The organism is Flagellimonas lutaonensis (assembly GCF_000963865.1).
Taxonomy (GTDB): domain Bacteria; phylum Bacteroidota; class Bacteroidia; order Flavobacteriales; family Flavobacteriaceae; genus Flagellimonas_A; species Flagellimonas_A lutaonensis.
The window spans coordinates 1,507,332-1,530,315 of the sequence record NZ_CP011071.1 but is presented as its reverse complement, the minus strand read 5'-3'; the positions used below and the strand labels follow the sequence as shown (position 1 = coordinate 1,530,315).

The window sequence follows — 22,984 nt, the reverse complement described above, 5'->3', positions numbered from 1 at the left end:
GAATCTGTTTAATTTATCTTCAATTATCAATCCCTTGGCCTAACAGTTCGTTGTTCTATTCTTTTTTCATATTTCTGCCCCTGAAAAATACGTTGCACGAATATGCCGGGAATATGTATCTGATTAGGGTCAAGACTGCCAACGGGCAATAGTTCCTCCACTTCTGCCACCGTTATGGTCGCCGCCCCGCACATACACGGATTAAAATTTCGCGCCGTACCCTTGAATATCAGGTTGCCGGCCTCATCGCCCTTCCATGCCTTTACAAAGGCAAAATCGGCCTTGTAAGCCTCTTCCAACACGTACATTTTACCATTGAACTCTCGGGTCTCCTTACCCTCTGCCACCTCGGTGCCATAGCCTGCAGGTGTATAAAATGCGGGGATGCCCGCTTGGGCGGCCCTGCACTTTTCTGCCAAGGTGCCCTGTGGGGTGAGCTCCACTTCGAGTTCTCCGCTGAGCATTTGCCGCTCGAACTCATCGTTCTCGCCCACGTACGAGGAAATCATTTTTTTTATCTGCCGTTTTTGAAGCAATAGGCCCAAGCCAAAATCATCGACCCCGGCATTGTTTGAAATACAGGTAATGCCTTTGATCCCTTTTCTGACCAATTCGGCAATGGCGTTTTCAGGTATGCCACAAAGGCCAAATCCGCCCAACATAAAAGTCATGCCATCTGTTACTCCCTGTAGTGCCTCTTCGACATTTTTTACGGTCTTGTCAATCATCTTTTCTATGGAATTTACCCACAGAAAAGTACAATTTTAATCGGAAAAAGCCTTAGGTTTTTGGAATGATTTTCGAGGGAAGATGGCGCTAAAAATCCAAGTCGTCAAGATCATCCTCGGTATCGACGTCTTCTTTGATTTCTTCCAAAATTTTGGTGCAATCCACATTGATGGACAATGCCTCGGGCTCTTCAAATGCCTCTTTTGAAACACCCAGCTCTTCATCAGCATAGTTCTTTTTCATGTACAATGCCCAAATAGGCAGAGCCATTGAGGCACCTTGCCCATAGGTCAGGCTTTTGAAGTGGATGGAACGATCTTCGCCCCCGACCCAGACACCGGTCACCAAATTCGGCACCATGCCCATAAACCAACCATCGCTCTGGTTCTGGGTAGTGCCCGTCTTACCCGCAATGGGGTTCGTCAATTCATAGGGATAGCCTGTGATAATCTCTTTATATACCGTTTGGTTTTTTGCCCACGAATGCCGGAGCCTTGCCCCAGAGCCATATTCGGTAACACCCTCCATCAGGTTTACCATGGCATAGGCCACATCTTTGCTCAACACATCTTTGGTCTCGGGCACGTACTCGTAAAGCACGGTACCGTTTTTGTCTTCGATACGGGTAACGGTTACCGGTTTCACAAATACGCCCTGGTTTGCGAACGTGCCATAGGCCCCCACCATTTCAAAAACGCTGAAATCGGGTGTGCCCAAGGCGATTGATGGCACTTCGGGTATCTCTCGGGTAAGGCCCATGCCACGGGCAATGTTCACCACCGAGCCCGGGCCCACCCTATCGATCAGCTGGGCAGTAATGGTGTTAACCGAGTTGGCCAAGGCCTTTTTTAACGTCATACGTTCCCCAGAATACTTGCCATTGGAGTTTTTTGGGCACCAAGGGTCAGGATTGCCGTGCTTGCCAGCCTCTATGCAATACTGTGTATCGGGCAGCGAATCACAGGGCGATAAGCGTAATTGGTCTATGGCCGCCGCATACACAAAGGGCTTAAAAGTGGAACCGGCCTGTCTGGCCCCTTGAATGACATTGTCGTACTGAAAATGCTTGTAGTCGACCCCGCCGACCCATGCCTTTACGTGGCCGGTCTGTGGCTCCATCGACATCATGGCCGTACGTAGAAACGTCTTGTAGTACCGAATGGAATCCAAGGGCGTCAAAATAGTATCTTTCTCGTACGAATCGCTGTTCCAATCGAAAACGGTCATCTCGGTCTTTTCGTTGAACGATGCTCTAATCTCACTTTCAGGTTTGCCCTGCCTTTTCATGGCGCGCCAGCGGGCAGAATTTTTCATGGCGCGCTCCATAATGTTGTCTATTTCAGATTGCTCAAGGTCAACAAAGGGTGTGGTCGGGTTTCTTTCGGGTGTATTCTGATGAAAGAACTCTGCCTGTAGGTTTTTCATGTGTGCCTCAACGGCCTCTTCGGCATTTCGCTGCATGCGAGAATCGATGGTGGTGTAGACTTTTAGGCCATCTAGATAAATGTTGTACTTGGTACCGTCGGGCTTTGGGTTCTCCTCTATCCACCTGTTCAAAAACTTTTGCAGGTACATACGAAAATACGTGGCGAGCCCCTCACGGTGCGATTCAGGGTTGAAGTTCAGATCCATCTCAAGGGCCTGCAACGAGTCTTTTTCTTGCTCTGTGATGTACCCATACTTGGCCATTTGGCCCAACACCGTGTTTCTTCTGGCCGTGACCAGCTCTTCTCTTCTGATCGGATTGTACAATGAAGAATTTTTTAGCATCCCCACCAATACCGCTGATTCTTCGGTTCTTAGCTGTGAGGGTTCTTTGCCAAAATAGATGCGCGCGGCAGAGCGGATACCATCGGCCGCATACCCAAAATCATACTGGTTCAGATACATCTGAATGATTTCTTCTTTGGTATACTGTCGCTCAAGCCGGGTAGCAATGACCCATTCCTTTACCTTTTGCAAAATACGTTCCACACCACCCGATGGCTTTTTCGTGAAAAGTAGCTTCGAAAGTTGTTGTGTTATTGTACTGGCGCCACCCTTTTTACCCAAAAAGATCATGGCCCTTAATGTACCCCTTGCATCAATACCAGCATGGTCAAAATACCGTGCATCCTCTGTGGCCACCAAGGCGTTGACCAGGTTTTCGGGCAGGCTATCGTAAGGAACCGGGGTACGGTTATCATCCAAATAAAACTTCCCAAGGGTCTTCCCGTCAGAAGACAGTATTTCGGTGGCCAGGTTGGTCTGCGGGTTCTCTAAACGCTCAAAGGTGGGCATTTCACCAAAGGCGCCCCATCCTGCCAATAAAAATAGCATTGCTGCGAAAAGAATTCCAGATGCAAAAAGAATCCAGAACCACTTAATATATTTTAAAAAACTCCTTTTTTCTTTCTTAGCTGCCTTTGCCATGTTACTTTTTGCTTTTCACTATCTCAAGTCCGACATCGGTAATGCCCTCTAAAATTTCAAGACCCTCAACACTGCCATTCTTGCGCATGGCATGCATTACCCTAACCTTATATACGCCGGTATCACGAAAAACGACGTTTTCCCTATACCAAAGTTTGCTCTCTTTAATGCTGCCATGGCCCGTGCCCAACCATTCGCCATTGGGTTTGGCCATTTCGTACTCCAAGGTGTCACGTACCGTTTCCCCCCTGGGATGTTCGAATTCGGTTATCAAAAACAGGTTGCTGAACGGAAAGGCATCGTTGTTGCGCACATTGATGAACATGTTGTGCCGTTGCAACGAGTCTAGATTTGAAACCTGGAACTCCAAGGTGTCGGTGGCCGGCCATTTTCCGTTCGCTATTGGTTGAAATTCTGAATACGCCAGTTCTTTGTTACAAGAAACCAAGAGTAAAACCAAGAGTATGGATATGCTGTACTTAGGCATTGGGAGATGTCTTTCTTTTTTTGTTGCGCCTATTGTGCTTTTTGTTGCCCTTTCTTCGGCGTTTTGGCTTATCGAAACGGGTAAGGCTGTCTTGGCCCACTACATTTTCAAAGGCCAACCTATCTTCTTTCACATTGTCGGCAGCGTACTCTTCAAGGCTTGCGATCTTCTTGCCCCCACTGTTCAATTTTACGATTTCTTGTACCTGTTTCTTGTTGAGCGCATGCCAGTTGGAAGGATCATTGCGGTATGAGAACCATAGGGTTTCCTTGAAGATATCTACCTTTTGGCAAAAGGCCACCCCTTTCTCTGTCTGAAGTTTTGTGTCGGGCGCAGGAAAGTCTTTGAGTGCCTCAAGGTACATGTCGAGTTCATAGTTGAGACAGCATTTTAATTTACCACATTGCCCCGCCAATTTTTGGGGGTTCAGCGCCAATTGTTGGTAACGGGCAGAAGCGGTGTTCACCGACCTGAAGTCGGTCAGCCAAGTGGAGCAACAGAGCTCTCTGCCGCAAGAACCTATACCCCCCAGACGCTGGGCCTCTTGCCGGTACCCTATTTGGCGCATTTCGATACGAATGCCAAATGCCCTGGCCATGTCTTTGATGAGCTGTCTAAAATCAACGCGCTCTTCGGCCGTGTAATAGAACGTGGCCTTCGACCCATCGCCCTGGAACTCAACATCACTGAGCTTCATCTGCAGATTGAGCGAAATGGCAATCTCTCGGGAACGTTTTTTGATTTCTTCCTCCTTGTTACGGCACTTCTGCCATACGTCGATATCGCGTTGCGTGGCTTTTCTGTAAATCTTAGGAAGGGCCTTATCATCCCAAGAAACCTTTTTACGCTTCATCTGGACTTTCACGAGCTCGCCCGTAAGGCTCACAATACCCACATCGTGGCCCGACTTTGCTTGGGTAGCCACGATATCGCCGATTGCCAATGGGAGGTCGTCAGCATTTCTAAAAAATTCCTTTCTGCTGTTTTTAAACCGGACCTCAACGCAGTCAAATGGTTTTTGACCATTGGGAAGCGACATATTCGAAAGCCAATCGAAAACCGTAAGCTTGTTACAACCATCAGAGCCACAGGTTCCATTGTTCCTGCAACCTCGCGGCTGCCCATCCTTACCGGTTGAACAACTGCTGCACGCCATATTTAATATCTTGATTCAGGTAAAACCCTGTGTTTTTCCCTGAATAGGGTTCATGTTTAACTCAAAGGTAAAGATAGCGTAAAATGTGTGAGAAGCGAAATTGCATCCAAGAAGTAATCAAACTTTCTTGGTAGTGATGATCTTAACCGGACATGCTTGCTGCGCCTTCTTGCAAGGGTCAAAAACAGTCTCGTCAAACGTCTTCATTGTGTAAAAGCCTTTCTTGTGCTCTGACCGCAGCAATATGCTCTTGCCGTCTTTCTTCGACATTTGAAACTGGCCGGGCGCCAGCTCCACACAGTAATTGCAACCAATGCACTTTTCGCGCTGTAAGGTAACCACAACCATTAGGCCTTGGCAATCTTGTAAAGTTTGTCTGAAGGGCGTACCCTAAAGTTGGTTCGCAGTGTACAATGATCGCCTTTTTTGGCAATCTCGGTCATTCTTTCGTCGACCATCATCTCTTTCAAATCCAACTCCTTTACCCCGGTGGTAGGGCCTGTGACCAATAGCCTGTCCCCGACTTTTATGTCAAAGGCCTCTATCTTGAACTCGGCAATATTGGACTTTGGATAATAATGTACCCCCTTGCCCACATAGACCTTCTTTTGCGTGGCCTGGGATCCTGGGCCTTCGCTCCATTCGCCAAGCTTTTGGCCCAAATAGTAGCCCCCCCAAAAGCCCCTATTGTAGACTTTTTCAAGCTCTTGCATCCATGTCGCCACCTTTTCTTTTGAATAGGTTCCATCGTAATAGGCATCTATGGCCTCCCTATAAGTTCTTATCACGGTTGCCACGTATTCGGGAGCCCTACCCCTGCCCTCGATTTTCAAGACCTTCACCCCGGCGTCGATCACTTGATCCAAAAAGTCGATCGTACAAAGGTCTTTGGGCGACATCATGTACTCGTTGTCAATTTCAATTTCGAAGCCGCTCTCTTGGTCGATCACGGTATATTTTTTTCGGCAGTTTTGCTTGCAGGCGCCGCGGTTGGCAGACGAGTTGTGCGAATGCAGGCTCAAATAGCATTTGCCCGAGACGGCCATGCAGAGCGCTCCGTGTCCAAAAACCTCAATCTCGACCAAATTGCCAGAGGGACCCTTCACCTGCTCTCTTTCGATTTGATCGCATATTTTCTTGATTTGCCTCAAACTCAACTCTCGGCTCAGCACCATGGTGTCGGCAAACATGGCATAAAACTTTACCGTTTCAATGTTGGTGATATTGATTTGGGTCGAAATATGCACTTCCATGTCTATCTGGCGCGCATAGGCAATTACCGCTTGGTCCATTGCTATAACGGCTGTAATGCCTGCTTTCTTGGCCCTGTCAAGCACCGTTTTGATCACTGAAAGGTCGTGATCGTAGATAATGGTGTTCAGGGTGAGATAAGTGCGTACATTCTTGGCATTGCACCGCTTCGCAATCTCATCAAGGTCTTCCAAGGTAAAGTTGATACTGGCTCTGGCACGCATGTTCAACTGCTCGACCCCGAAATAAACAGAATCTGCACCACTGTCAATGGCGGCCTGAAGCGATTCAAAATTACCCGCAGGGGCCATCAACTCTATTTTCTTGCTGGCTTTCATGCTCTTACCTGATTTTTTGGGACTGCAAAGATAGGGTTTATACTTGAAATGGATCTGCATCCCGCCTTGGGCGTTCAAAGGGCTGCTTAGGTTATCGTCATCAAAGAGAGTTTTGAAAAAAACAAAGGCCCCCAAAATAAATTTCGGGGGCCTTACAACCACATATCTTCTCTTTCATAGACTGAATTTCCAGTATTTCAATGTGGCTTGCAATGCTTGAAAAAACAAGCACTATGTAGAACTATTTGAATTAGTCGCCCATAAGATGGTATCCTTTCAAAAAGGTTGCGTGGCCGTTGCGATATGCAAAAAGAAATGGTATTTTTAGCCTCTTAAATTTTAGACATGAGCAGTGAAAAAGAAGCAAAGTTAAAGGCGCTAAAGCTAACATTGGACAAGTTGGACAAAACCTACGGAAAAGGAGCCGTCATGAAAATGGGCGACTCTGTGGTAGAGGATGTAGAGGTAATTCCGTCAGGTTCGTTGGGTCTTGATATTGCCCTGGGTGTGGGAGGCTATCCACGTGGCAGGGTCATTGAAATATACGGTCCGGAATCTTCCGGTAAAACCACCCTGACCCTACATGCCATTGCCGAGGCACAAAAAAATGGAGGCATTGCGGCCTTCATCGATGCAGAGCATGCCTTTGATCGCTTCTATGCCCAAAAATTAGGGGTAGATATCGATAACCTTATCATATCACAGCCCGACCATGGTGAGCAAGCCTTAGAAATTGCCGATAACCTTATTCGCTCAGGGGCCATAGACATTGTTATTGTGGATTCGGTTGCCGCCTTGACCCCCAAAAGTGAAATCGAGGGTGAAATGGGCGACTCAAAGATGGGGCTGCATGCACGATTAATGTCACAGGCCCTTCGTAAATTGACCTCAACCATTAGCAAGACCAACTGTACCGTGATCTTTATCAACCAGTTGCGAGAGAAGATCGGGGTAATGTTCGGCAATCCAGAAACCACAACCGGGGGTAACGCGCTTAAGTTCTATGCCTCGGTACGGCTTGATATTCGCCGTTCAACACAAATAAAGGATACAGATGGCAATGTGCAGGGGAATAAAACCCGTGTAAAAGTGGTCAAGAACAAAGTGGCCCCGCCTTTTAAAACGGCCGAATTTGACATTATGTACGGTGAAGGCATTTCAAAGGTAGGTGAGATATTGGATCTTGGGGTTGCCTATGAGATCGTTAAGAAGAGTGGTTCATGGTTCAGTTATGGCGACACCAAGTTGGGGCAAGGGCGTGATGCCGTAAAAGCGCTTTTACAAGACAACCCAGAGCTCTCTGAAGAACTCGAGGGCAAAATCAAGGAGGCCATTGCTTCGCTGTAACGCATAATAAGCCCCTCAACTGGCTTACATTTTCACGCAACCCTTAATCTTGCCCTTCATCTACCAAATAAAATGAGAGGATAGATGAGAAGGATAATTTTTTTGGTTGTGTTGGCCTTGCTGTTGCCATTTGCAAATTCATGTAGCATTGACGATGGAGAGAATTTTCAATTCGTTACCCTCCAAATTGTAGATGCGGAATTACCCGATTTTTTCGAGCCCAATCAAACATATGAAATAAAGGTCACTTACGTTAGACCCGATGGTTGTACCTTTTTTCAGGGTTTTGATGTGACAAAGAGAGGACAAACAGACCGCGATGTGGTGGCCATAGGTGGTGTTCTTGACAATGATACCGCCTGTACCCAGGCCATTGAAGAAGTTGAGGCTTCCTTTCAGTTCATGGTGCTGTACGACCAGGAATACCATTTTAGATTCTATGCCGGAGATGATGCAAATGGGATGCCCGAATATTTGGAATTTACAGTGCCGATAACTGAAAGCCCCACCGGCAATTGATAACGTATAACATAACCTGACCAACAATTTTGAGTCTTGAAGAGCTCATAAATAACTGTAAAAAGGGTAAAAGACAGGCGCAAGAAGAACTCTACCGAAGGTATTCAGAAGTTCTTTTTGGTATTTGTCTCAAATACTCACGCAACAGAACCGAGGCAGAAGACAATCTGCATGATAGCTTCATGACCATTTTTGATAAAATCGGACAGTTCAATTTCAAGGGGTCGTTTGAAGGATGGATAAAGCGAATCACCGTCAATACGGTCTTGCAGAAGTATAGAAAAGAACAGTATTTAAAAGTAATCGACGAGAACTTTATAGAAGCAGACGACGAGTCTGGCCATGAAACCCCAGATGTAAGTCTGGCAACCTTGCTGAAGTACATTCAAGAACTGCCCAACAAATATCGCTTGACCTTTAACCTGTACGTACTCGATGGCTATTCACATCGTGAGATCAGTGAAATGTTGGGAACATCGACCGGCACCTCAAAATCAAATCTGGCCCGTGCCAAAATGATCTTGAGGGAAAAGCTCGAAAAAAAAAACATAAACATCGCCTAAACCATTGAATCAATGGAAAATAAAGACATAGAACAACTGTTCAAGGAAAAATTCAAAGATTTCCGCTCCAAACCCGATGAACGGGTGTGGAAGTCCATCCAAAACTCGCTTGATGCAAGGAAACGCAAAAAGAGAGTGCCGCCCATTTGGTGGAGACTTGGCGGCATTGCTGCGCTGTTGGTACTTTTATTCTATATCGTAAATCCGCTGGGGGACGATAATCAATCATCCCTAGACGAGGCACAGCCACAGGTATCCGACACCCAGTCAGCAGGTGGTGATGGGGAGTACACAGAAGAAGGAGCAGTCCAAAATACCGTTTCAAACCCATCAAAGGATGATGACCAACAAGTGGCCGAAGCCCCCGAGGGCACGGAAACAGGGCGTTCATCGGTGCTTCAATCCACATCCAAAGAAAAAAGCATCTCAAAACTGGCGTCAAATACGGAAGCGAACAAGCAACCTGAGAATACTGAGAACAAGCCAAAATCGACCTTGACCTCCAATACGGGCCAATCATCTGAAACAACTCTAGAAAACGAAGCAAAAACAGTATCAGAAGCCCGAAAAGAAGCCATCGCACAACGTGGGGCAAATGAAATGCCTACAGAAGATGGCCAAGTCGGTTTTGGAGTTTCCTCAAAAGAAGAGGCCGTTGCCGTGAACCCCAAAACACAAGAAGAGGATGAAAAAAAATCGATTCTCGATGCCATTGCCGCGCAGGAAGAAGATGAAAATAAATTGGCGCAGAACCAAGGGGGTAAATGGTCTGTAGGGCCCTCTGTGGCTCCCGTATATTTTGATGCCATCGGGCAAGGCTCACCCATACACTCCAACTTTGCCACCAATACAAAATCGGGCAACCTAAACCTCAGCTATGGTCTTTCGGTCACCTATCAGATAAATGAACGGTTAACCGTTCGGTCTGGCGTACATAAGGTCGATTATGGCTACGACACCAACGAAATTGTATTTTCATCGACCTTGCCCAGTTCGGGCAGTGAAGAGCTCAAGAACATTGATTACGCCCAGACCTCAAGGGGGTTGATCGTTGAGAGCAAGACAACCACTCGCTCTGCGGCAGAAAATGCCGTCTTTGATATTTTGGCGCAAAGTCCCGAGTTTGATGGGCGCATGGTACAACAAATGGGATACGTTGAAGTGCCCGTAGAGCTCAGCTATGCCTTGGTGAACAAAAAGTTTGGGGTTAACGTCATTGGGGGCTTCAGCTCGTTGTTCTTGGTAGATAATGCCGTGTCGTTAGAGTCACAAGGCTTCGTTACCGAAATGGGTGAGGCCAACAACGTAAACGATGTAAATTTCAGTGCCAATGCAGGAATTGGTCTCGACTATCAATTTACCCCCAAAATACGTTTCAGCCTAGAACCTGTTTTTAAATACCAATTGAACACCTTTTCGGATACAGCCGGCGATTTTAGGCCCTACACGATTGGTGTTTATAGTGGTGTGAATTTTAGGTTCTGACACATGGGTACAAGATAAAGAAGAGGTCCCGACGCCAAAGGTCGGGGTTAATTCGACCATCACGTTTATCTGCTTCGCCAATGCGAATTGCTAAACTTGGGTCTCATTAAGATGTTGGTTAGGTAGGCTGCCCCTTTAGGTAGCCATAAGGTGCCCCGGCGATTTTGTCGGGGCATTTTTATACTATTTGGTATTATTTTAGCTCGAATCTTTTAGTAATTCATTTAAAATAACCTCTCTAATCTCTTCGCGAAGCGTGCCCTTGTCATCTTCATCCAAAATACCCGTTTCAAAAAACCGGTGTACCTTAACCCTTAGTGGTCCCGGGCCTCCCTTGAAAACCGAAAATGGAAAACGCTTTTTACAATCATAGAACGTCATGGGCACTATGGAAATCTTATGGGCGATGGCCATTTTAAAGGCCCCATCCTTGAATTCATCCAATACCACATTCTCGTCAGGCACCCCACCCTCAGGAAAAATACAAATACTGAGCCCTTGGTTCAATCGTCGTTGGGCACGGCGGTACACCCCTGTTCGGCTACGAACATCCCCTCGGTCAACCATAATACTGACCCGTTTATAGAAGAATCCGAACACGGGTATCTTTACCAGTTCTTTTTTGCCCACAAAAACAAAGGGGTTCTTGCTCACATAAAGCATCAGCATAATGTCGAGCATGCTGGTGTGGTTGGCGACCAGCATATAGCTTTTACCTTTTTCCATTCGCTGTTGCCAAGTAATCTTTGGAAAACATCCCATCCCATACAAAATGGGCTTGGCCCATAGGTTACGGGCCAACCAAAAGAACTGTTTGTAGGTACTTTCAGAGAGTGTGGTCAAAATCAAGAAGGGCATAAAAATAAAAATGGGCAAGGCCACCAATAGGTAAAACCATACCCGGTACAACAGATGCCCTACGTTCTTAATTCCTTCGAACATGGTGCCAAAAATACTGATTTGCGCCAGTTTTTAGTGAATTCTTTTACCTTTGTCGCTCTATAATTCCAAGAAGGCATGGCGAGAATATTGACAGGCATACAAAGTACGGGGACACCCCATTTGGGAAACATCTTAGGGGCCATAATGCCCGCCATCGAGATGGCAAGAAATCCTGAGAACGAATCGTTTCTCTTTATCGCCGATATGCATTCGCTCACCCAGATCAAAGACGGTGAGCTACTTCGAAAAAACACCTATGCGACAGCGGCCACTTGGCTCGCTTTCGGCCTCGATATAAACCATACGGTATTTTATAGGCAGAGTGATGTGCCCCAGGTCACCGAACTGGCATGGTACTTAAGTTGTTTTTTTCCGTATCAGCGGTTGACCCTTGCCCATTCGTTCAAAGACAAGGCCAATCGGCTAGAGGATGTGAATGCCGGACTTTTTACCTACCCCATACTAATGGCCGCCGACATTTTATTGTACGATGCCGATATTGTGCCCGTTGGCAAAGACCAATCACAGCACCTTGAGATGACCCGCGATGTGGCCCAGCGCTTCCACAACCAAATGGGCGAAACCTTTGTGCTGCCCGAAACCAAATTGCAAGAAAGCACTATGTACGTGCCGGGCACAGATGGTGAGAAAATGAGCAAGAGCAAGGGCAATATCATCAATATTTTTCAGCCCGATAAAAAGCTGCGCAAGCAAATCATGGGCATTGTCACTGACAGCACCCCAATGGAAGCCCCTAAGGATCCATCAAAAGACAATGTTTTTGCACTCTACAAGTTGTTGGCCCCTCAAGAACAGATCGAAGAAATGAGCGCCAACTATCTTGCGGGCAATTATGGCTATGGCCATGCCAAGCAGGCGCTTTTCGAGCTTATTCTACAAAAGTTTGAGGAACCACGTGAGCAGTTTGAGTATTATATGAACCATTTGAACGAGGTAGACGAGGCCTTGGCCATTGGTGCCGAGAAGGCCCGAAAAGTGGCCGATGGGGTGTTGGCAAGGGTTCGGGAGAAAGTGGGGTATTAAAAGCCTCCCTGAAGTCCTTTTTAAAATGGATAAAAAACAAATCTTACTGCTTTGGCAAGTATTTTATAACAAACCGCCCAGTCGGTTTTAGCCTTTAAAGGTAATTACCTCCCATACTATCAGGGTCTGATTTTAAGAAGCATTTTATCGATAAAGTGCCCAAAACAACCGACGGTCCCAAGAATTTTATAGCACAGCAAACCACTCGGTCGGTGAAAAGTGATACTTCAATCCGTTAAGAATCACAAAAAAGGGCCTTTTTAAATGGCCTCGAACAGTTTTCCGGGCAAGGGGCGCACCACGCCCTTCATTTCCATGTTCAAAAGGGTCGATGATGCCTTGAAAATAGGGAGCTGGCATTCCAACGCCACCGTATCGAGCAGTTGTTTGCCGTTGCTCTGCAAAAAGGAATAAATGGCCTGTTCCGTATCGTCCAACTCTACAAAAAGTTGTTTTTGTGCCTGTTTTGTTGGTTTTTCTTCCAGTTTCCACCCCAACATATACACTAGATCGGCAGCAGAAGTGAGCATATGCGCCTTTTGTTGCTTGATCAGGTTGTTGCACCCAACACTGAATTTATCAGAGCTTCGGCCGGGCACGGCAAATACATCGCGGTTGTAGCTATTGGCAATATCGGCAGTTACCAGACTGCCCCCTTTTTCGGCTGATTCTATCACCACGGTGGCCTCGGCCATACCGGCAATGATACGGTTACGCTTCAAGAAATTCTCGCGATCAGGGTTACTATCGCTCCAGAATTCGGTGACAAAACCCCCATTTCTTTCAACCGCAGAGACATATTTTGCATGGGCCTTCGGATAGATTTGGTTGAGTCCGTGGGCAAGGCATCCAATGGTCTGCAAGCCCTTTTCCATGGCGGCACGCTGAACCGCAATATCGACACCATACGCGAAGCCACTGACGATTATGGGGTCCAGCGGGGCCAGTTGCTCTATGAGCGCTTCACAAAACGCTTGCCCGTAACTGGTGATATTCCTTGTGCCCACCACGCTGATGATCTTCTTGCCCCGTAAATCGATAGTACCCTTGGCAAACAGCAGAATTGGTGCATCAATGCAGTGTTTCAAATACTGTGGATAAGCGTCGTCCATAAAATAATGAACCTCGATACCGTGCTTCTTTATAAAGGCTATCTCAGCTTCGGCCTCTTCGATATGCACCGTATCGTAGAGTCCCTTCAGGGTAAGCGGGCCAATTCCCTCGATTTTGAGCAAGTGCTGCCGTTTGTCCCCAAAAACTGCCGATGGGCTGCCACAGTGTGAAATCAGTTTTTTGGCCGTGATATCACCAATATTGGGAACGCGCTGCAAACGGAGGGCAGCAATCAATTCGCTTTCAGACATTTGAGAAATCGACAGTATTTATTCACAAAATACCGAAAATAGAATGTTAATAAAAAGTTATGCATCATATTTTACGCCCCTGTAATTTTTGCAATATTTGTCGACATGCGTGCAGAGCACTATATAGAAGAACTACTGTATAGATACCATTGTGTGGTAATGCCCAATTTCGGTGCCTTCTTGGCGCATACCAAGCCCGCCGAAATCCATTCGGCCACCAACACCATCACACCACCGACCAAGGTAATCTCTTTCAATGGGCAGCTTACCAAAAACGATGGTCTTTTGGTGTCACATATAGCCAAAGACCTAAATTTGCCTTTTGAAGAGGCCCTCACAGAGGTCGAGGCCATCTCAAAAGAGTGGCTTGGGCGTCTACAGCAAGGCGAGGAACTCGATTTGATCGGTATTGGAAAATTATGGGCCAAGGAGGGGCGAATCCAATTTCAGCCCGAGAACAAGACCAACTTTCTTACCGCTTCGTTCGGGTTGGCTTCCTTCACTGCCGTTCCCGTTCAGCGCGAAGTACTGAAAGAAGAAGTTGAGAAACTGGAAGAACGGGTGCCCTTTATGATAACCCCTGAAAAACGGGAAGAACGCAAGGTGGCGCCTTGGCTGAAATATGCTGCGGTCATTCTATTGGCCGTATCGGCAGGCTTTACAGGATATCGTTTCTACCACCAAGCGACCATAGACCAACAAATTGCCCAAGAAGAGGCCCAAAGCGAGGTGTCGCGCCTGATTCAGGAAGCAACCTTCTTCGATAGCGACCCCGTTGAACTGCCACCCCTGACCATTACTGTCAAAAAAGCCAAAAAAGGGTCTCACCATGTCATTGCCGGGGCCTTCAGGTTTGAAGAAAATGCCGACAAAAAGGTACGACAACTTCGAGAAAAGGGGCACAATGCCCTTTATCTGGGCCAGAACCGATATGGGCTCCACCAAGTGGCCTATGCCAGTTTTGAAGATCCCAAAGAGGCCTTGGCCTACCTCAAGCAAATCAGAAGAACAGAATCGCCCGATGCTTGGCTGCTCTCTGAAAAATAACGCTTCTCTTTTGTAGCCCTTTCAACTGGTGTATCTTTGCGCAAAATTTAAAAGGTATGCAGCCCAAAACGCCCAGTGAATCACGTACGGTCATGACCGATTTGGTATTGCCAAGCGAGACCAATCCGTTGAACAATTTGTTTGGAGGGGAATTATTGGCCCGGATGGACAGGGCCGCAAGCATTGCCGCCCGAAGGCACAGTCGTAGGATCACCGTTACGGCTTCTGTTAACCATGTGGCCTTTAACCATTCGGTGCCGCTGGGAAGCGTTGTGACGGTGGAAGCGGCAATTTCAAGAGCCTTCAAGACCTCTATGGAGGTTTTTATCGATGTATGGATCGAGGACCGGTTTAGCGGAGAGCGTACCAAGGCCAACGAGGCCATCTACACCTTTGTTGCGGTGGATGAAACGGGCAAGCCTACCGAAGTACCGCCCATAGTGCCCGAAACCGACTTGGAAAAAGAACGCTATGAAGCCGCGTTGCGCCGAAAACAGCTCAGCCTGGTATTGGCGGGCAAGATGAAACCTTCTGATGCTACCGAACTAAAGGCCCTGTTTACCAAAGAGCCTTAAAAATCAAAGTTGTCGGGGTCAGGGCCGAATCGCTTGCCCCTGTCAAGCCCATCGAGCAGTTTTACGTCTTCATCGCTGAGCTCAAAGTCAAAAATGTCGGCATTGGCAATGATCCGTTCTTTCTTGCTCGATTTGGGAATGGTTACCACCCCTTTCTGTAAATCCCACCGAAGTACTATTTGGGCGATGGTCTTCCCATATTTTTCAGCTAGTTGCTTAAACTCCTCCATTTCAAATATATGGCCCTGCATAAGTGGCGACCAAGCTTCATACTGAATGGTATTTTTGTTGCAGAAATCGATTAGATCTTGTTGCACCAGATAGGGATGGAACTCCATTTGGTTCACCATGGGCACAATTTCTGCCGACTGCAACAGATCTTCTAAATGGTGCTGTAGAAAGTTGCTGACCCCGATAGCCCTTACCCGGCCGTCTCGGTACAGTTTTTCGAAGGCCCTCCAGGTGTCCTTATACTTTCCGTTGACCGGCCAATGTACGAGGTATAGATCCAAATAATCCACTTGAAGAAGGTCAAGGCTGTCGTCGAAGGCTTTTAAGGTACTATCGTAGCCTTGGTCTGAATTCCATACCTTGCTGACCAGAAAGACCTCTTTGCGTTGAGCCCCGCTTTCTCGGATACCTTTTCCGACCCCTTCTTCATTGTTGTAGACAGAAGCGGTGTCAATATGGCGGTAACCCGCCTCTAACGCCCATTTTACCGCGTTGATGACCTCTTGGCCATCTTCCGACAGGTACACCCCAAGCCCAAAATAGGGCATTTCAACCCCGTTGTGCAGGGTAAAGGTGCCTTGTAAGTCTGTAATCTTTTTCATATTGCTATAGTTGGTAAATCCACTCTTCGGGGTTCAATCTATCGGTATCCCTGTAAAGATAAAACTTCAGGGCCGTGGAACCATCAAACCGATTGGTATATATCTCGCCCAAAGGTTCTTTGGCCGCTACCTTATCGCCTTTTTGCACATACACCTTCGAAAGGTTATAGTACATGCTGATATAATTACCATGCCTTAGGTATACCCCTTTAATGCCCATTTTGTTGGTAAAAATGGTAATGACCTCTCCCTCGAATATGGCCCGGGCCTTGGCGCCTTTATCAGTGGCTATGGTGACGCCATTGTTCTGGTGCTTTATACCGGGATACACCTTATCGGCATACACACCGAAGCCTTGGCTTTTGATGCCCTTTTCAACCGGCCAGATCAACTTGCCCTTGTTCGAGGAAAAATTGTTTGCCACCATCTCAGCCTCGGGTGTCAGCACAAAACGACTACTGGTCTTGCCGGCCTTTTTATTGGAGCTGGCTATGGCTGAACGTATCAACCGCTCTATTTCACGGTCTATTCGGCTGGCCTCCTTCTTTTTTTGCTCGATGGCCGCCGCATAGGCCCTCTCATTTTTTCGAATGCTCTGTAGCAGCTCTTTTTGCGTCTTTATTTCTTTGTACAGCTGGTTTTTGATCCTCACATTCTCGGCCAACAGCTTCTCTTTGGCCTTTCGTTGTTCAGTTAGTTCTATATTGAGTGCCGCCAGCTCTTCGGTCTTCTGCATAATTTTCTCACCCTGTTGTTTGCGGTGCTCTGCATACTGCTTCATGTATTGCCACCTTTTGAAGGCCTGAAAGAAATCTTCTGAAGAGAGCAAGAACATCAAACGGTTGTTCTGTGTTCTGTTCTGATACGATTTTTGGATCAATTGGGCATATTCTTCCTTCAACAATCTCAGGTCTTCCCGTAACTTGCTTATACTTCTAATATTTACGTTGATCTGTCGGTTGAGCAGATTGGATTGCTGGTTGGTCACACGGATCAACTGTTGCCGAACGTTTATCTTTTTGTCAAGGGCCTCCATATGCTCCAAAACATTGCCCTTTTGTTTCTTTTCGGCAAAAAGCAACCTGTTTATTTCCTTGATTTCATTCTGGAGTTTGGCACGCTTGGCCTCCAATACCTTTTGTTCACTGGTCTGGGAAAAAGCCACATTGAGGGAGAGAAGAAAAAATAGCTGTAATACAAGATAATGTGCCGTTTTACCTTTCATATTACTTCAATACTATTTCTTTAAAACCTTTTGGTATTTTATAAGGAAAGTTCAGGCTTTCGTTTACCTTCAGGTTCTTGAATTCAAGGGAAATCAGGTTTGCCGACCCCCCATTGAGTGCCTGGATATGGATATTTTCGGGAAATACCCTTCCTGCATTCTTTTGATACGAGTACTTGACATGTAAGGAACGGTCTTCAAGGGGCTGTGCCAAAAATTGGGCCGCCGCCTTGAAGTTCTTAGGCTCTAACAACAGTAATAGTTTTGTCAGTTCATCTGCCTTCTTTGGCCTTAGTTCGTATTGGTTGCCGTTGACCGTGGCTCCATATTTTTGTTTTCTCAGGTCGTAAATGGCGTTACCCAACAAAAGGTTCTGCACCTTGTCAAAATCGAGCTCTACACCCAGCAAATCGCTTAAATAGCCATAGTCGCCTTCAAAGTACTCTCCTTCCAGCTTGTTGTAGAACGACACTTTCTCTGGTGTAATATAGGCCTTTACAATGCCCAAGGTGGCGCTGATCCAGATGACACTGTCTTTTTTCATTCGCAACCCCACATTGAACGATTGTTCTGATGAACCGTCAGAATAATCGATCCGTACCCGACCGTTCAGTGTTCTGAAATCAGTTTGGTTTTTATAGTGGTTCGCAATGATCTTCTTTGTGGATAGGTTGGGGTCAACGTTGCCCGAAACCACAGATTTGGCAGACTTGCACGACACAAAGGCCATGACAAAGACCAATAGGGCGGCCCCAAGAAGAAATCTGTTTTCCGATATGCTTGCCTTCACTATAACCCTGATTTTATTTTACTAAGGTATTCATTTGCTTTTGAACCATTGCCCAGCGTTTTGTGCGCTTCTGCCAGTTCAGCGTATATCATCTTGAGCAGGGTTTGGTCATCGAAAAGGTAATCCAAACCCGTTTCCAAAATACTGATGGCCTCTTTTGGCCTCCCCTGTTTGTTGAGTGCCCAACCCTGTGCATAGTAGAAATATGGTTGTAATGGGTAGGCTTCCAAAGCTTCGGCGGACAACGATTCCACTGCATTAAAATCATTGTTGGCGATGGCTTCCTCAATAGTGCTCTTACGCCTTGACAGCACGTCCTCTTCCGTTTCTTCTTCGACCACAGGGGCAGGGCCTGCTGTTTTTGGCTTATGGATGGAGTCATTGATTCGTTGTAAATACCGTTCTTTAAAATCTGATGTGCCCATTTCATTCAAGACGTTCAACGCCTGTTGAAACCTTTTAGTCTTGAAATAGATACGCACCAAGTTCTGTTTAAGTTCTTTATTACCATAAGGAATCCGATCTTGAACTGTTTCAATGGCACTGCCCTGCCGGTCAATTATACTGAGCAGGGTATTCAAGAACCAATAATTTTCAGGCCCAGAGTGCAGGGCTTCAATGGCATATTGTTGGGCAGATGGATATTTTTTGTCTAGGAGGTACACCTTGGCCAATTCGTGGTCAATGGCCGGATCCCCCGGCTTGAGCTGTTTGCACTTTAGGAGCAGATTGGCGGCCCGGTCATAATTTTGAATGCCTTTCTGTTTCAGGGCCTCGAAGAAATTCTCTTGAAACTCATCGGTATATTCATCCAAAAAAACCTCGGCACTCTGTTCTACCTCGATTTGTTCGTCTTTTTGGGCATAAATAACCCCCTGCATTATGAAAAACGCAGCTAAAACTCCCAAAAAGTGAATTTTTTTTTTCATTTTCTCCCTCACCCTAGCCCTCTCCCTACTTCGACTTCGCTCAGCACAAGCAAGGAGCGGAAACTCTTATTCGAGCACCGAATAATCACCGATACTGATGGTCTCAAAATTGCCATTGTACCTGACATGGTTGCCGATCATGGCATTATCCAAATTAGCATTTTTGATGATGCTATTGCTTTGGATTAAGCTATTTTTAACGGTTGAGTTCTCGATCACCGTGTCGGCACCCACCGAAACATACGGCCCCACCGTTGTATTCTTCAAAACGACATTTTCCCCTATAAAGCAGGGTTCAATGATGTTGGCATTTTCAGTTTTGGCCGAATCGGAAATAAGGCGTTCGCCATCTTTTTCCAAAAAGGCCAGCATACGTTGGTTGGTCTCGACCGTCACCTCTTTGTTGCCACAGTCCATCCATTCATCTACCTTACCAGTTACAAATTTCATGCCCTTGTCCATCATGCGCTTGATTCCGTCGTTTATTTGGTATTCGCCCCCATTCATGATATCATTTTCAAGTACAAACTGCAACTCATCGCGTAGCACACTGACATCCTTGAAATAATAAATACCGATAACGGCCAGGTCAGACACAAACTTTTTTGGCTTTTCGACCAGTTCTACGATTTCCTTTTTTTCATTAAGCTGGACCACGCCATATGCTTCAGGCCTATCGACCTGTTTTACCCAAATCACGCTGTCGGCATCTTTGTCAAGATCAAAATCGGCACGAATCAGCGTATCGGCATAGGCGATTACCGCAGGACCCTCCAATGAAGGCTTGGCGCTCATAATGGCATGGCCGGTGCCCAAAGGTTCGTCTTGCCGATAAATGGATGCCTTTGCTCCCAAGTCTTGGGCCAATTCTTGCAAACTTTCGACCACTTCGTCGCCAAAAAAGGCGGGGTCTCCCAGAATAAAGGCGATTTCTTCAATTGGTTCGCCAAGCACCTTGGCAATATCGCTCACCAATCGGTGCACTATGGGCTTGCCCGCTACGGGAATCAAGGGTTTCGGAACAGTCAATGTATGGGGCCTTAAACGGGAACCCCTGCCTGCCATTGGGACTATTATTTTCATATCAATTGCCTGCGAAAGCAGGTATCTTTTGGTTCGACTTTATTTTCGTAATCTGTTATAATTTAATTTCCAATTCATGCTCAGATCTGACCAGCTAGGGTTCATGTCTTCAATCAGCTCAATTTTCCATTCTCTTTTCCATTTCTTCAAACGTTTCTCCCGCACAGCCGCCTCCGCTCCATTTTCATAAATTTCAAAATAGACTAGTTTATCACAGTTGTATCTAGAAGTGAACGCTTTAGGATTGACCTTTAGTTTATGCTCTTTGACCCTTTCATCTATATTGTCGGTAACACCGATGTACAAAACTCCATTTGGTCTATTGCTCATTATGTATACATACGCCGTTTTCACTTCTTGCCGCCAAGGGATTCCTGCGTGCGCAGGAACTATTTTGTACCCGTACTGCCAAAACCCCCAGTGCCCCTTTCGGTGGTGCTCAATTCTTCTACCTCGAACCATTCGGCCCTTTCATGCTTGGCAATGACCAATTGCGCTACCCGCTCTCCATTTTCAATGGTAAATACCTCGTTGGAAAGGTTTACCAGAATGACCCCGACCTCGCCGCGATAGTCGGCATCTATGGTTCCGGGGGCATTCAATACGGTTATGCCCTTTTTTGCCGCCAGTCCGCTTCGTGGCCGTACCTGCGCCTCGTAGCCCACTGGCAATTCAATGTAAAGTCCCGTTTTAACAATGGTTCGCTCTAAAGGTTTCAATGTAATGGGCTCCGTTATATTGGCACGGAGGTCCATGCCCGCCGAAGCCCCTGTTTCATAGTGGGGCAGCGGATGACCAGAAGTGTTTATGACCTTAATTTTCACGCTTGAACAATATGATTTTTAACCTTTCGCCCTCCATTTTGAAGAGCAACCCCAAAAATACTAAAAGCAATAGGCCACCTACTATTAAATTTCGATTAAAAACATAAAATGACAATACCGAAAAAAGAACAGAAATGCCCCCATAGAACAGTATTTTCCTGAAATTATAGGGGATGGGATAGTATTTTCTGCCAAAATAGAACGAAAGGCACATCATGGAGCCATAGGCCGCCAAGGTGGCCAAGGCCGAGGCCATATACCCAATTTTAGGAATCAGCCCAATATTGATGACCAATGTTAAAATGGCCCCGATCGATGAAATATAGGCCCCGAACTTGGTGCGGTCGGTAACCTTGTACCAGACCGACAGATTGTGGTAAATACCCAAACAAAAACTGGCCAAGAGAACAATGGGAACAATCTCAAGGGCTTCCCAATAGGTGTTATTGCGAATCAATATCTTACCCAGGGGTTCAATAAATACAATGACCGCCAGTAAGATGAAACTTCCCAAAATAACAAAGTAGTTGGTAATCTGGGCATAGGTTTTTTGCGGATTGTTTGAATTGGCATGGCTAAAGAAAAAAGGCTCCACCCCCAATCGAAACGCCGTTCCATACAGCGTCATGAACAAGGCAAGTTTATAGCACGCCCCATATTTGCCGGCTTCCGTATCTGAGACCATTTCGGTCAGCAAGATTTTATCGACCACTTCATTAATGGTGAAGGCAATGCCCGCTACCATTACCGGGGCTGCATATTTCAGCATCTCGCGCCACAAATGGGTGTCGAACCGATACCGCACCTTGAAATAGGTAGGGGCCAACATCAACAATGTACTGCCACTGGCGATGACATTGGAAATAAAAATATAGGCGATTTCAAAATCTGGGCGATAAAGGCCTGACCAAAAACTGCCCTCTTGCAAGGCCAAGCGCGGTAGAATCAAAAGGAAAAACACATTGAACCCCAAATTGATTGCAACGTTGACCACTTTGAACACAGCATATTTCAGGGGCTTTTCATTTGCCCTAAGCAGTGCAAATGGAATAATCGCCAGTGCGTCGAGCACCAAAATAAAGGCCGTAAACTGAATGTATTCAACCTTGATATTGGTGAGTTCTGACAAACTTGTTTGAAAAAGTAGCGCCAACAGTAAAAAGGCCAACGAAGAGCAGGCCAACGAAATCAGTGAAGTGGAAACCACATCTTTCTTCTGATTATGTTTGTGGTAGAACCGAAAAAAGGCAGTCTCCATCCCATAGGCCAAGAAGACGTTGAAAATGGCAATCCAAGAATAAATATTGATGTACTCACCGTACCCGGCAGCATTTTCGAAAACAGTGGTGTATAGCGGCAAAAGCAAAACGGACAGCACCCGCGGCAAGACGGTGGCCAAACCATATACAAAGGTTTGCTTGAACAGCTTTTTAAGTGGGTTCAAAGGGGTTGTTGCTTTTTAAAGGAAGCCCCGAAGCACTACCCCGGGGCATTATGTTGCCATAAATGTAGCCAATAACAGCGGTTGTTCAAAAACCCAGCCATCGGTTATTGGTACGTAAGTGGCTTTTTCTCTTTGATCCCTGTTATTTTGAAATATTTTGTCTTTCCATCTTCCATGTAAGAAACAACACATTCATCCGGCCCCAATTCAAAGGGAAATTTTTCTTCCAGCTTTGGAGGCCTGTTGCCTACTTCTTTCTTGGGGTCGGCATGCATGACCATGTCGGGTTTTTCCTCCCTTTGGTTGATAAAGTTGGCGATTGCCATCCACTCTCCATCTTTTTCTTCAACTTTTATATCGGCCACCCTTCCCCTAAAAAAGGCTTGTTGCAACGGGGTGTTTGTTGCAACGGCATTGTCAACAGGAATGTTCAATAAAAGGCCAGATCCACTTTCGGCACGGCCTCCGACCCATCGTTGGCAGGTGGCATCGCCCATTTCAAAAGGAGGATTCTTGACCAATTTTTTCTGGGAAGAACATCCCGATAGGGAAAATAACAGTGCAAACATCATATAGCTAATGAGTTTCATTGACGTA

Annotated in this window: 24 protein-coding genes; 7 read left to right on the top strand and 17 right to left on the bottom strand. The window is 46.3% G+C overall.

Translation table 11 applies throughout. From position 1 onward, the window contains the following. Positions 1-26 precede the first annotated feature (26 nt). From VC82_RS07070 to VC82_RS07045, 6 genes are all read right to left on the bottom strand, one after another. Complete coding sequence (locus VC82_RS07070) at positions 27-728, bottom strand: CoA transferase subunit A (protein ID WP_045801757.1); 702 nt, start codon at positions 726-728, stop codon at positions 27-29. 88 nt (positions 729-816) lie between these two features. Next, entirely contained in the window at positions 817-3,141 is a 2,325-nt protein-coding gene (locus VC82_RS07065; protein WP_045801756.1) for a penicillin-binding protein 1A, read from the bottom strand. Between the two features lies 1 nt (position 3,142). Continuing rightward, positions 3,143-3,628, bottom strand: a complete 486-nt coding sequence (locus VC82_RS07060) for a gliding motility lipoprotein GldH (RefSeq protein ID WP_045801755.1) — start codon at positions 3,626-3,628, stop codon at positions 3,143-3,145. After that, positions 3,621-4,784: a PSP1 domain-containing protein gene (locus VC82_RS07055; protein WP_045801754.1), complete on the bottom strand. Its 1,164-nt coding sequence runs from the start codon at positions 4,782-4,784 to the stop codon at positions 3,621-3,623. The genes VC82_RS07060 and VC82_RS07055 overlap by 8 nt, the downstream gene beginning before the upstream one ends. A gap of 117 nt (positions 4,785-4,901) precedes the next feature. Next, positions 4,902-5,132, bottom strand: coding sequence for a ferredoxin (locus VC82_RS07050; protein WP_045801753.1), 231 nt, complete (start codon positions 5,130-5,132; stop codon positions 4,902-4,904). Further along, positions 5,132-6,373, bottom strand: coding sequence for a peptidase U32 family protein (locus VC82_RS07045; protein ID WP_045803303.1), 1,242 nt, complete (start codon positions 6,371-6,373; stop codon positions 5,132-5,134). Before VC82_RS07045 ends, VC82_RS07050 begins: the two co-directional genes overlap by 1 nt. A 345-nt stretch (positions 6,374-6,718) precedes the next feature. Here VC82_RS07045 and recA point away from each other — a divergent pair, with 345 nt between their 5' ends. From recA to VC82_RS07025, 4 genes are all read left to right on the top strand, one after another. Further along, positions 6,719-7,720, top strand: coding sequence for a recombinase RecA (gene recA, locus VC82_RS07040; protein ID WP_045801752.1), 1,002 nt, complete (start codon positions 6,719-6,721; stop codon positions 7,718-7,720). Between the two features lie 84 nt (positions 7,721-7,804). Continuing rightward, complete coding sequence (locus VC82_RS07035; RefSeq protein ID WP_045801751.1) at positions 7,805-8,239, top strand: hypothetical protein; 435 nt, start codon at positions 7,805-7,807, stop codon at positions 8,237-8,239. A gap of 29 nt (positions 8,240-8,268) precedes the next feature. Continuing rightward, on the top strand, positions 8,269-8,802 hold the full coding sequence (locus VC82_RS07030; RefSeq protein WP_045801750.1) for an RNA polymerase sigma factor: 534 nt from the start codon (positions 8,269-8,271) through the stop codon (positions 8,800-8,802). Positions 8,803-8,814: 12 nt separating this feature from the next. Continuing rightward, a complete protein-coding gene (locus VC82_RS07025; protein WP_045801749.1) occupies positions 8,815-10,287 on the top strand; it encodes an outer membrane beta-barrel protein in 1,473 nt (490 codons plus the stop codon). Between the two features lie 198 nt (positions 10,288-10,485). Here the strand turns inward: VC82_RS07025 and VC82_RS07020 are convergent, their stop codons facing one another. Beyond that, entirely contained in the window at positions 10,486-11,229 is a 744-nt protein-coding gene (locus VC82_RS07020; protein WP_045801748.1) for a lysophospholipid acyltransferase family protein, read from the bottom strand. Positions 11,230-11,304: 75 nt separating this feature from the next. Here VC82_RS07020 and trpS point away from each other — a divergent pair, with 75 nt between their 5' ends. After that, positions 11,305-12,273 (top strand): tryptophan--tRNA ligase, encoded by a 969-nt coding sequence (gene trpS / locus VC82_RS07015; RefSeq protein ID WP_045801747.1) that lies wholly within the window; start codon positions 11,305-11,307, stop codon positions 12,271-12,273. Between the two features lie 260 nt (positions 12,274-12,533). Here the strand turns inward: trpS and dprA are convergent, their stop codons facing one another. After that, positions 12,534-13,637, bottom strand: coding sequence for a DNA-processing protein DprA (gene dprA, locus VC82_RS07010; protein ID WP_045801746.1), 1,104 nt, complete (start codon positions 13,635-13,637; stop codon positions 12,534-12,536). A gap of 105 nt (positions 13,638-13,742) precedes the next feature. Here dprA and VC82_RS07005 point away from each other — a divergent pair, with 105 nt between their 5' ends. Both VC82_RS07005 and VC82_RS07000 read left to right on the top strand, forming a co-directional pair. Next, the gene (locus VC82_RS07005) at positions 13,743-14,684 is read left to right on the top strand and encodes an HU domain-containing protein (protein ID WP_045801745.1); all 942 of its coding nucleotides are present in this window, start codon (positions 13,743-13,745) and stop codon (positions 14,682-14,684) included. Positions 14,685-14,740: 56 nt separating this feature from the next. Then, positions 14,741-15,259 carry an acyl-CoA thioesterase gene (locus VC82_RS07000; protein WP_045801744.1) on the top strand — a complete coding sequence of 173 codons (519 nt, stop codon included), beginning with the start codon at positions 14,741-14,743 and terminating at the stop codon, positions 15,257-15,259. On the opposite strand, the gene VC82_RS06995 is transcribed toward VC82_RS07000, so the two are convergent. The 9 genes from VC82_RS06995 to VC82_RS06955 form a co-directional block, all read right to left on the bottom strand. Then, complete coding sequence (locus VC82_RS06995) at positions 15,256-16,092, bottom strand: aldo/keto reductase (RefSeq protein ID WP_045801743.1); 837 nt, start codon at positions 16,090-16,092, stop codon at positions 15,256-15,258. The genes VC82_RS07000 and VC82_RS06995 overlap by 4 nt on opposite strands. 4 nt (positions 16,093-16,096) lie before the next feature. After that, positions 16,097-17,317 (bottom strand): murein hydrolase activator EnvC family protein, encoded by a 1,221-nt coding sequence (locus VC82_RS06990; RefSeq protein ID WP_045801742.1) that lies wholly within the window; start codon positions 17,315-17,317, stop codon positions 16,097-16,099. A gap of 1 nt (position 17,318) precedes the next feature. Continuing rightward, positions 17,319-18,107 carry a lipoprotein insertase outer membrane protein LolB1 gene (gene lolB1 / locus VC82_RS06985; protein ID WP_245616005.1) on the bottom strand — a complete coding sequence of 263 codons (789 nt, stop codon included), beginning with the start codon at positions 18,105-18,107 and terminating at the stop codon, positions 17,319-17,321. Further along, positions 18,107-19,036: a tetratricopeptide repeat protein gene (locus VC82_RS06980; RefSeq protein WP_157518011.1), complete on the bottom strand. Its 930-nt coding sequence runs from the start codon at positions 19,034-19,036 to the stop codon at positions 18,107-18,109. Before VC82_RS06980 ends, lolB1 begins: the two co-directional genes overlap by 1 nt. Before the next feature lie 66 nt (positions 19,037-19,102). Continuing rightward, complete coding sequence (locus VC82_RS06975) at positions 19,103-20,119, bottom strand: sugar phosphate nucleotidyltransferase (protein ID WP_045801740.1); 1,017 nt, start codon at positions 20,117-20,119, stop codon at positions 19,103-19,105. 39 nt (positions 20,120-20,158) lie between these two features. Continuing rightward, positions 20,159-20,473, bottom strand: coding sequence for a GIY-YIG nuclease family protein (locus VC82_RS06970; RefSeq protein WP_262491910.1), 315 nt, complete (start codon positions 20,471-20,473; stop codon positions 20,159-20,161). Between the two features lie 35 nt (positions 20,474-20,508). Next, complete coding sequence (dut, locus tag VC82_RS06965; RefSeq protein WP_045801738.1) at positions 20,509-20,943, bottom strand: dUTP diphosphatase; 435 nt, start codon at positions 20,941-20,943, stop codon at positions 20,509-20,511. Further along, positions 20,933-22,387, bottom strand: a complete 1,455-nt coding sequence (locus VC82_RS06960) for a lipopolysaccharide biosynthesis protein (protein WP_045801737.1) — start codon at positions 22,385-22,387, stop codon at positions 20,933-20,935. The genes dut and VC82_RS06960 overlap by 11 nt, the downstream gene beginning before the upstream one ends. A 104-nt stretch (positions 22,388-22,491) precedes the next feature. Then, on the bottom strand, positions 22,492-22,977 hold the full coding sequence (locus VC82_RS06955) for a hypothetical protein (RefSeq protein ID WP_045801736.1): 486 nt from the start codon (positions 22,975-22,977) through the stop codon (positions 22,492-22,494). Positions 22,978-22,984 lie beyond the last annotated feature (7 nt).

Excerpts from the sequence above, each read along its gene's own strand:
- VC82_RS07070 (WP_045801757.1), bottom strand. The coding sequence starts at position 728 with ATGATTGACAAGACCGTAAAAAATGTCGAAGAGGCACTACAGGGAGTA.
- VC82_RS07065 (WP_045801756.1), bottom strand. The coding sequence starts at position 3,141 with ATGGCAAAGGCAGCTAAGAAAGAAAAAAGGAGTTTTTTAAAATATATT.
- VC82_RS07060 (WP_045801755.1), bottom strand. The coding sequence starts at position 3,628 with ATGCCTAAGTACAGCATATCCATACTCTTGGTTTTACTCTTGGTTTCT.
- VC82_RS07055 (WP_045801754.1), bottom strand. The coding sequence starts at position 4,784 with ATGGCGTGCAGCAGTTGTTCAACCGGTAAGGATGGGCAGCCGCGAGGT.
- VC82_RS07050 (WP_045801753.1), bottom strand. The coding sequence starts at position 5,132 with ATGGTTGTGGTTACCTTACAGCGCGAAAAGTGCATTGGTTGCAATTAC.
- VC82_RS07045 (WP_045803303.1), bottom strand. The coding sequence starts at position 6,373 with ATGAAAGCCAGCAAGAAAATAGAGTTGATGGCCCCTGCGGGTAATTTT.
- recA (WP_045801752.1), top strand. The coding sequence starts at position 6,719 with ATGAGCAGTGAAAAAGAAGCAAAGTTAAAGGCGCTAAAGCTAACATTG.
- VC82_RS07035 (WP_045801751.1), top strand. The coding sequence starts at position 7,805 with ATGAGAAGGATAATTTTTTTGGTTGTGTTGGCCTTGCTGTTGCCATTT.
- VC82_RS07025 (WP_045801749.1), top strand. The coding sequence starts at position 8,815 with ATGGAAAATAAAGACATAGAACAACTGTTCAAGGAAAAATTCAAAGAT.
- VC82_RS07020 (WP_045801748.1), bottom strand. The coding sequence starts at position 11,229 with ATGTTCGAAGGAATTAAGAACGTAGGGCATCTGTTGTACCGGGTATGG.
- trpS (WP_045801747.1), top strand. The coding sequence starts at position 11,305 with ATGGCGAGAATATTGACAGGCATACAAAGTACGGGGACACCCCATTTG.
- dprA (WP_045801746.1), bottom strand. The coding sequence starts at position 13,637 with ATGTCTGAAAGCGAATTGATTGCTGCCCTCCGTTTGCAGCGCGTTCCC.
- VC82_RS07005 (WP_045801745.1), top strand. The coding sequence starts at position 13,743 with ATGCGTGCAGAGCACTATATAGAAGAACTACTGTATAGATACCATTGT.
- VC82_RS07000 (WP_045801744.1), top strand. The coding sequence starts at position 14,741 with ATGCAGCCCAAAACGCCCAGTGAATCACGTACGGTCATGACCGATTTG.
- VC82_RS06995 (WP_045801743.1), bottom strand. The coding sequence starts at position 16,092 with ATGAAAAAGATTACAGACTTACAAGGCACCTTTACCCTGCACAACGGG.
- VC82_RS06990 (WP_045801742.1), bottom strand. The coding sequence starts at position 17,317 with ATGAAAGGTAAAACGGCACATTATCTTGTATTACAGCTATTTTTTCTT.
- VC82_RS06980 (WP_157518011.1), bottom strand. The coding sequence starts at position 19,036 with ATGAAAAAAAAAATTCACTTTTTGGGAGTTTTAGCTGCGTTTTTCATA.
- VC82_RS06975 (WP_045801740.1), bottom strand. The coding sequence starts at position 20,119 with ATGAAAATAATAGTCCCAATGGCAGGCAGGGGTTCCCGTTTAAGGCCC.
- VC82_RS06955 (WP_045801736.1), bottom strand. The coding sequence starts at position 22,977 with ATGAAACTCATTAGCTATATGATGTTTGCACTGTTATTTTCCCTATCG.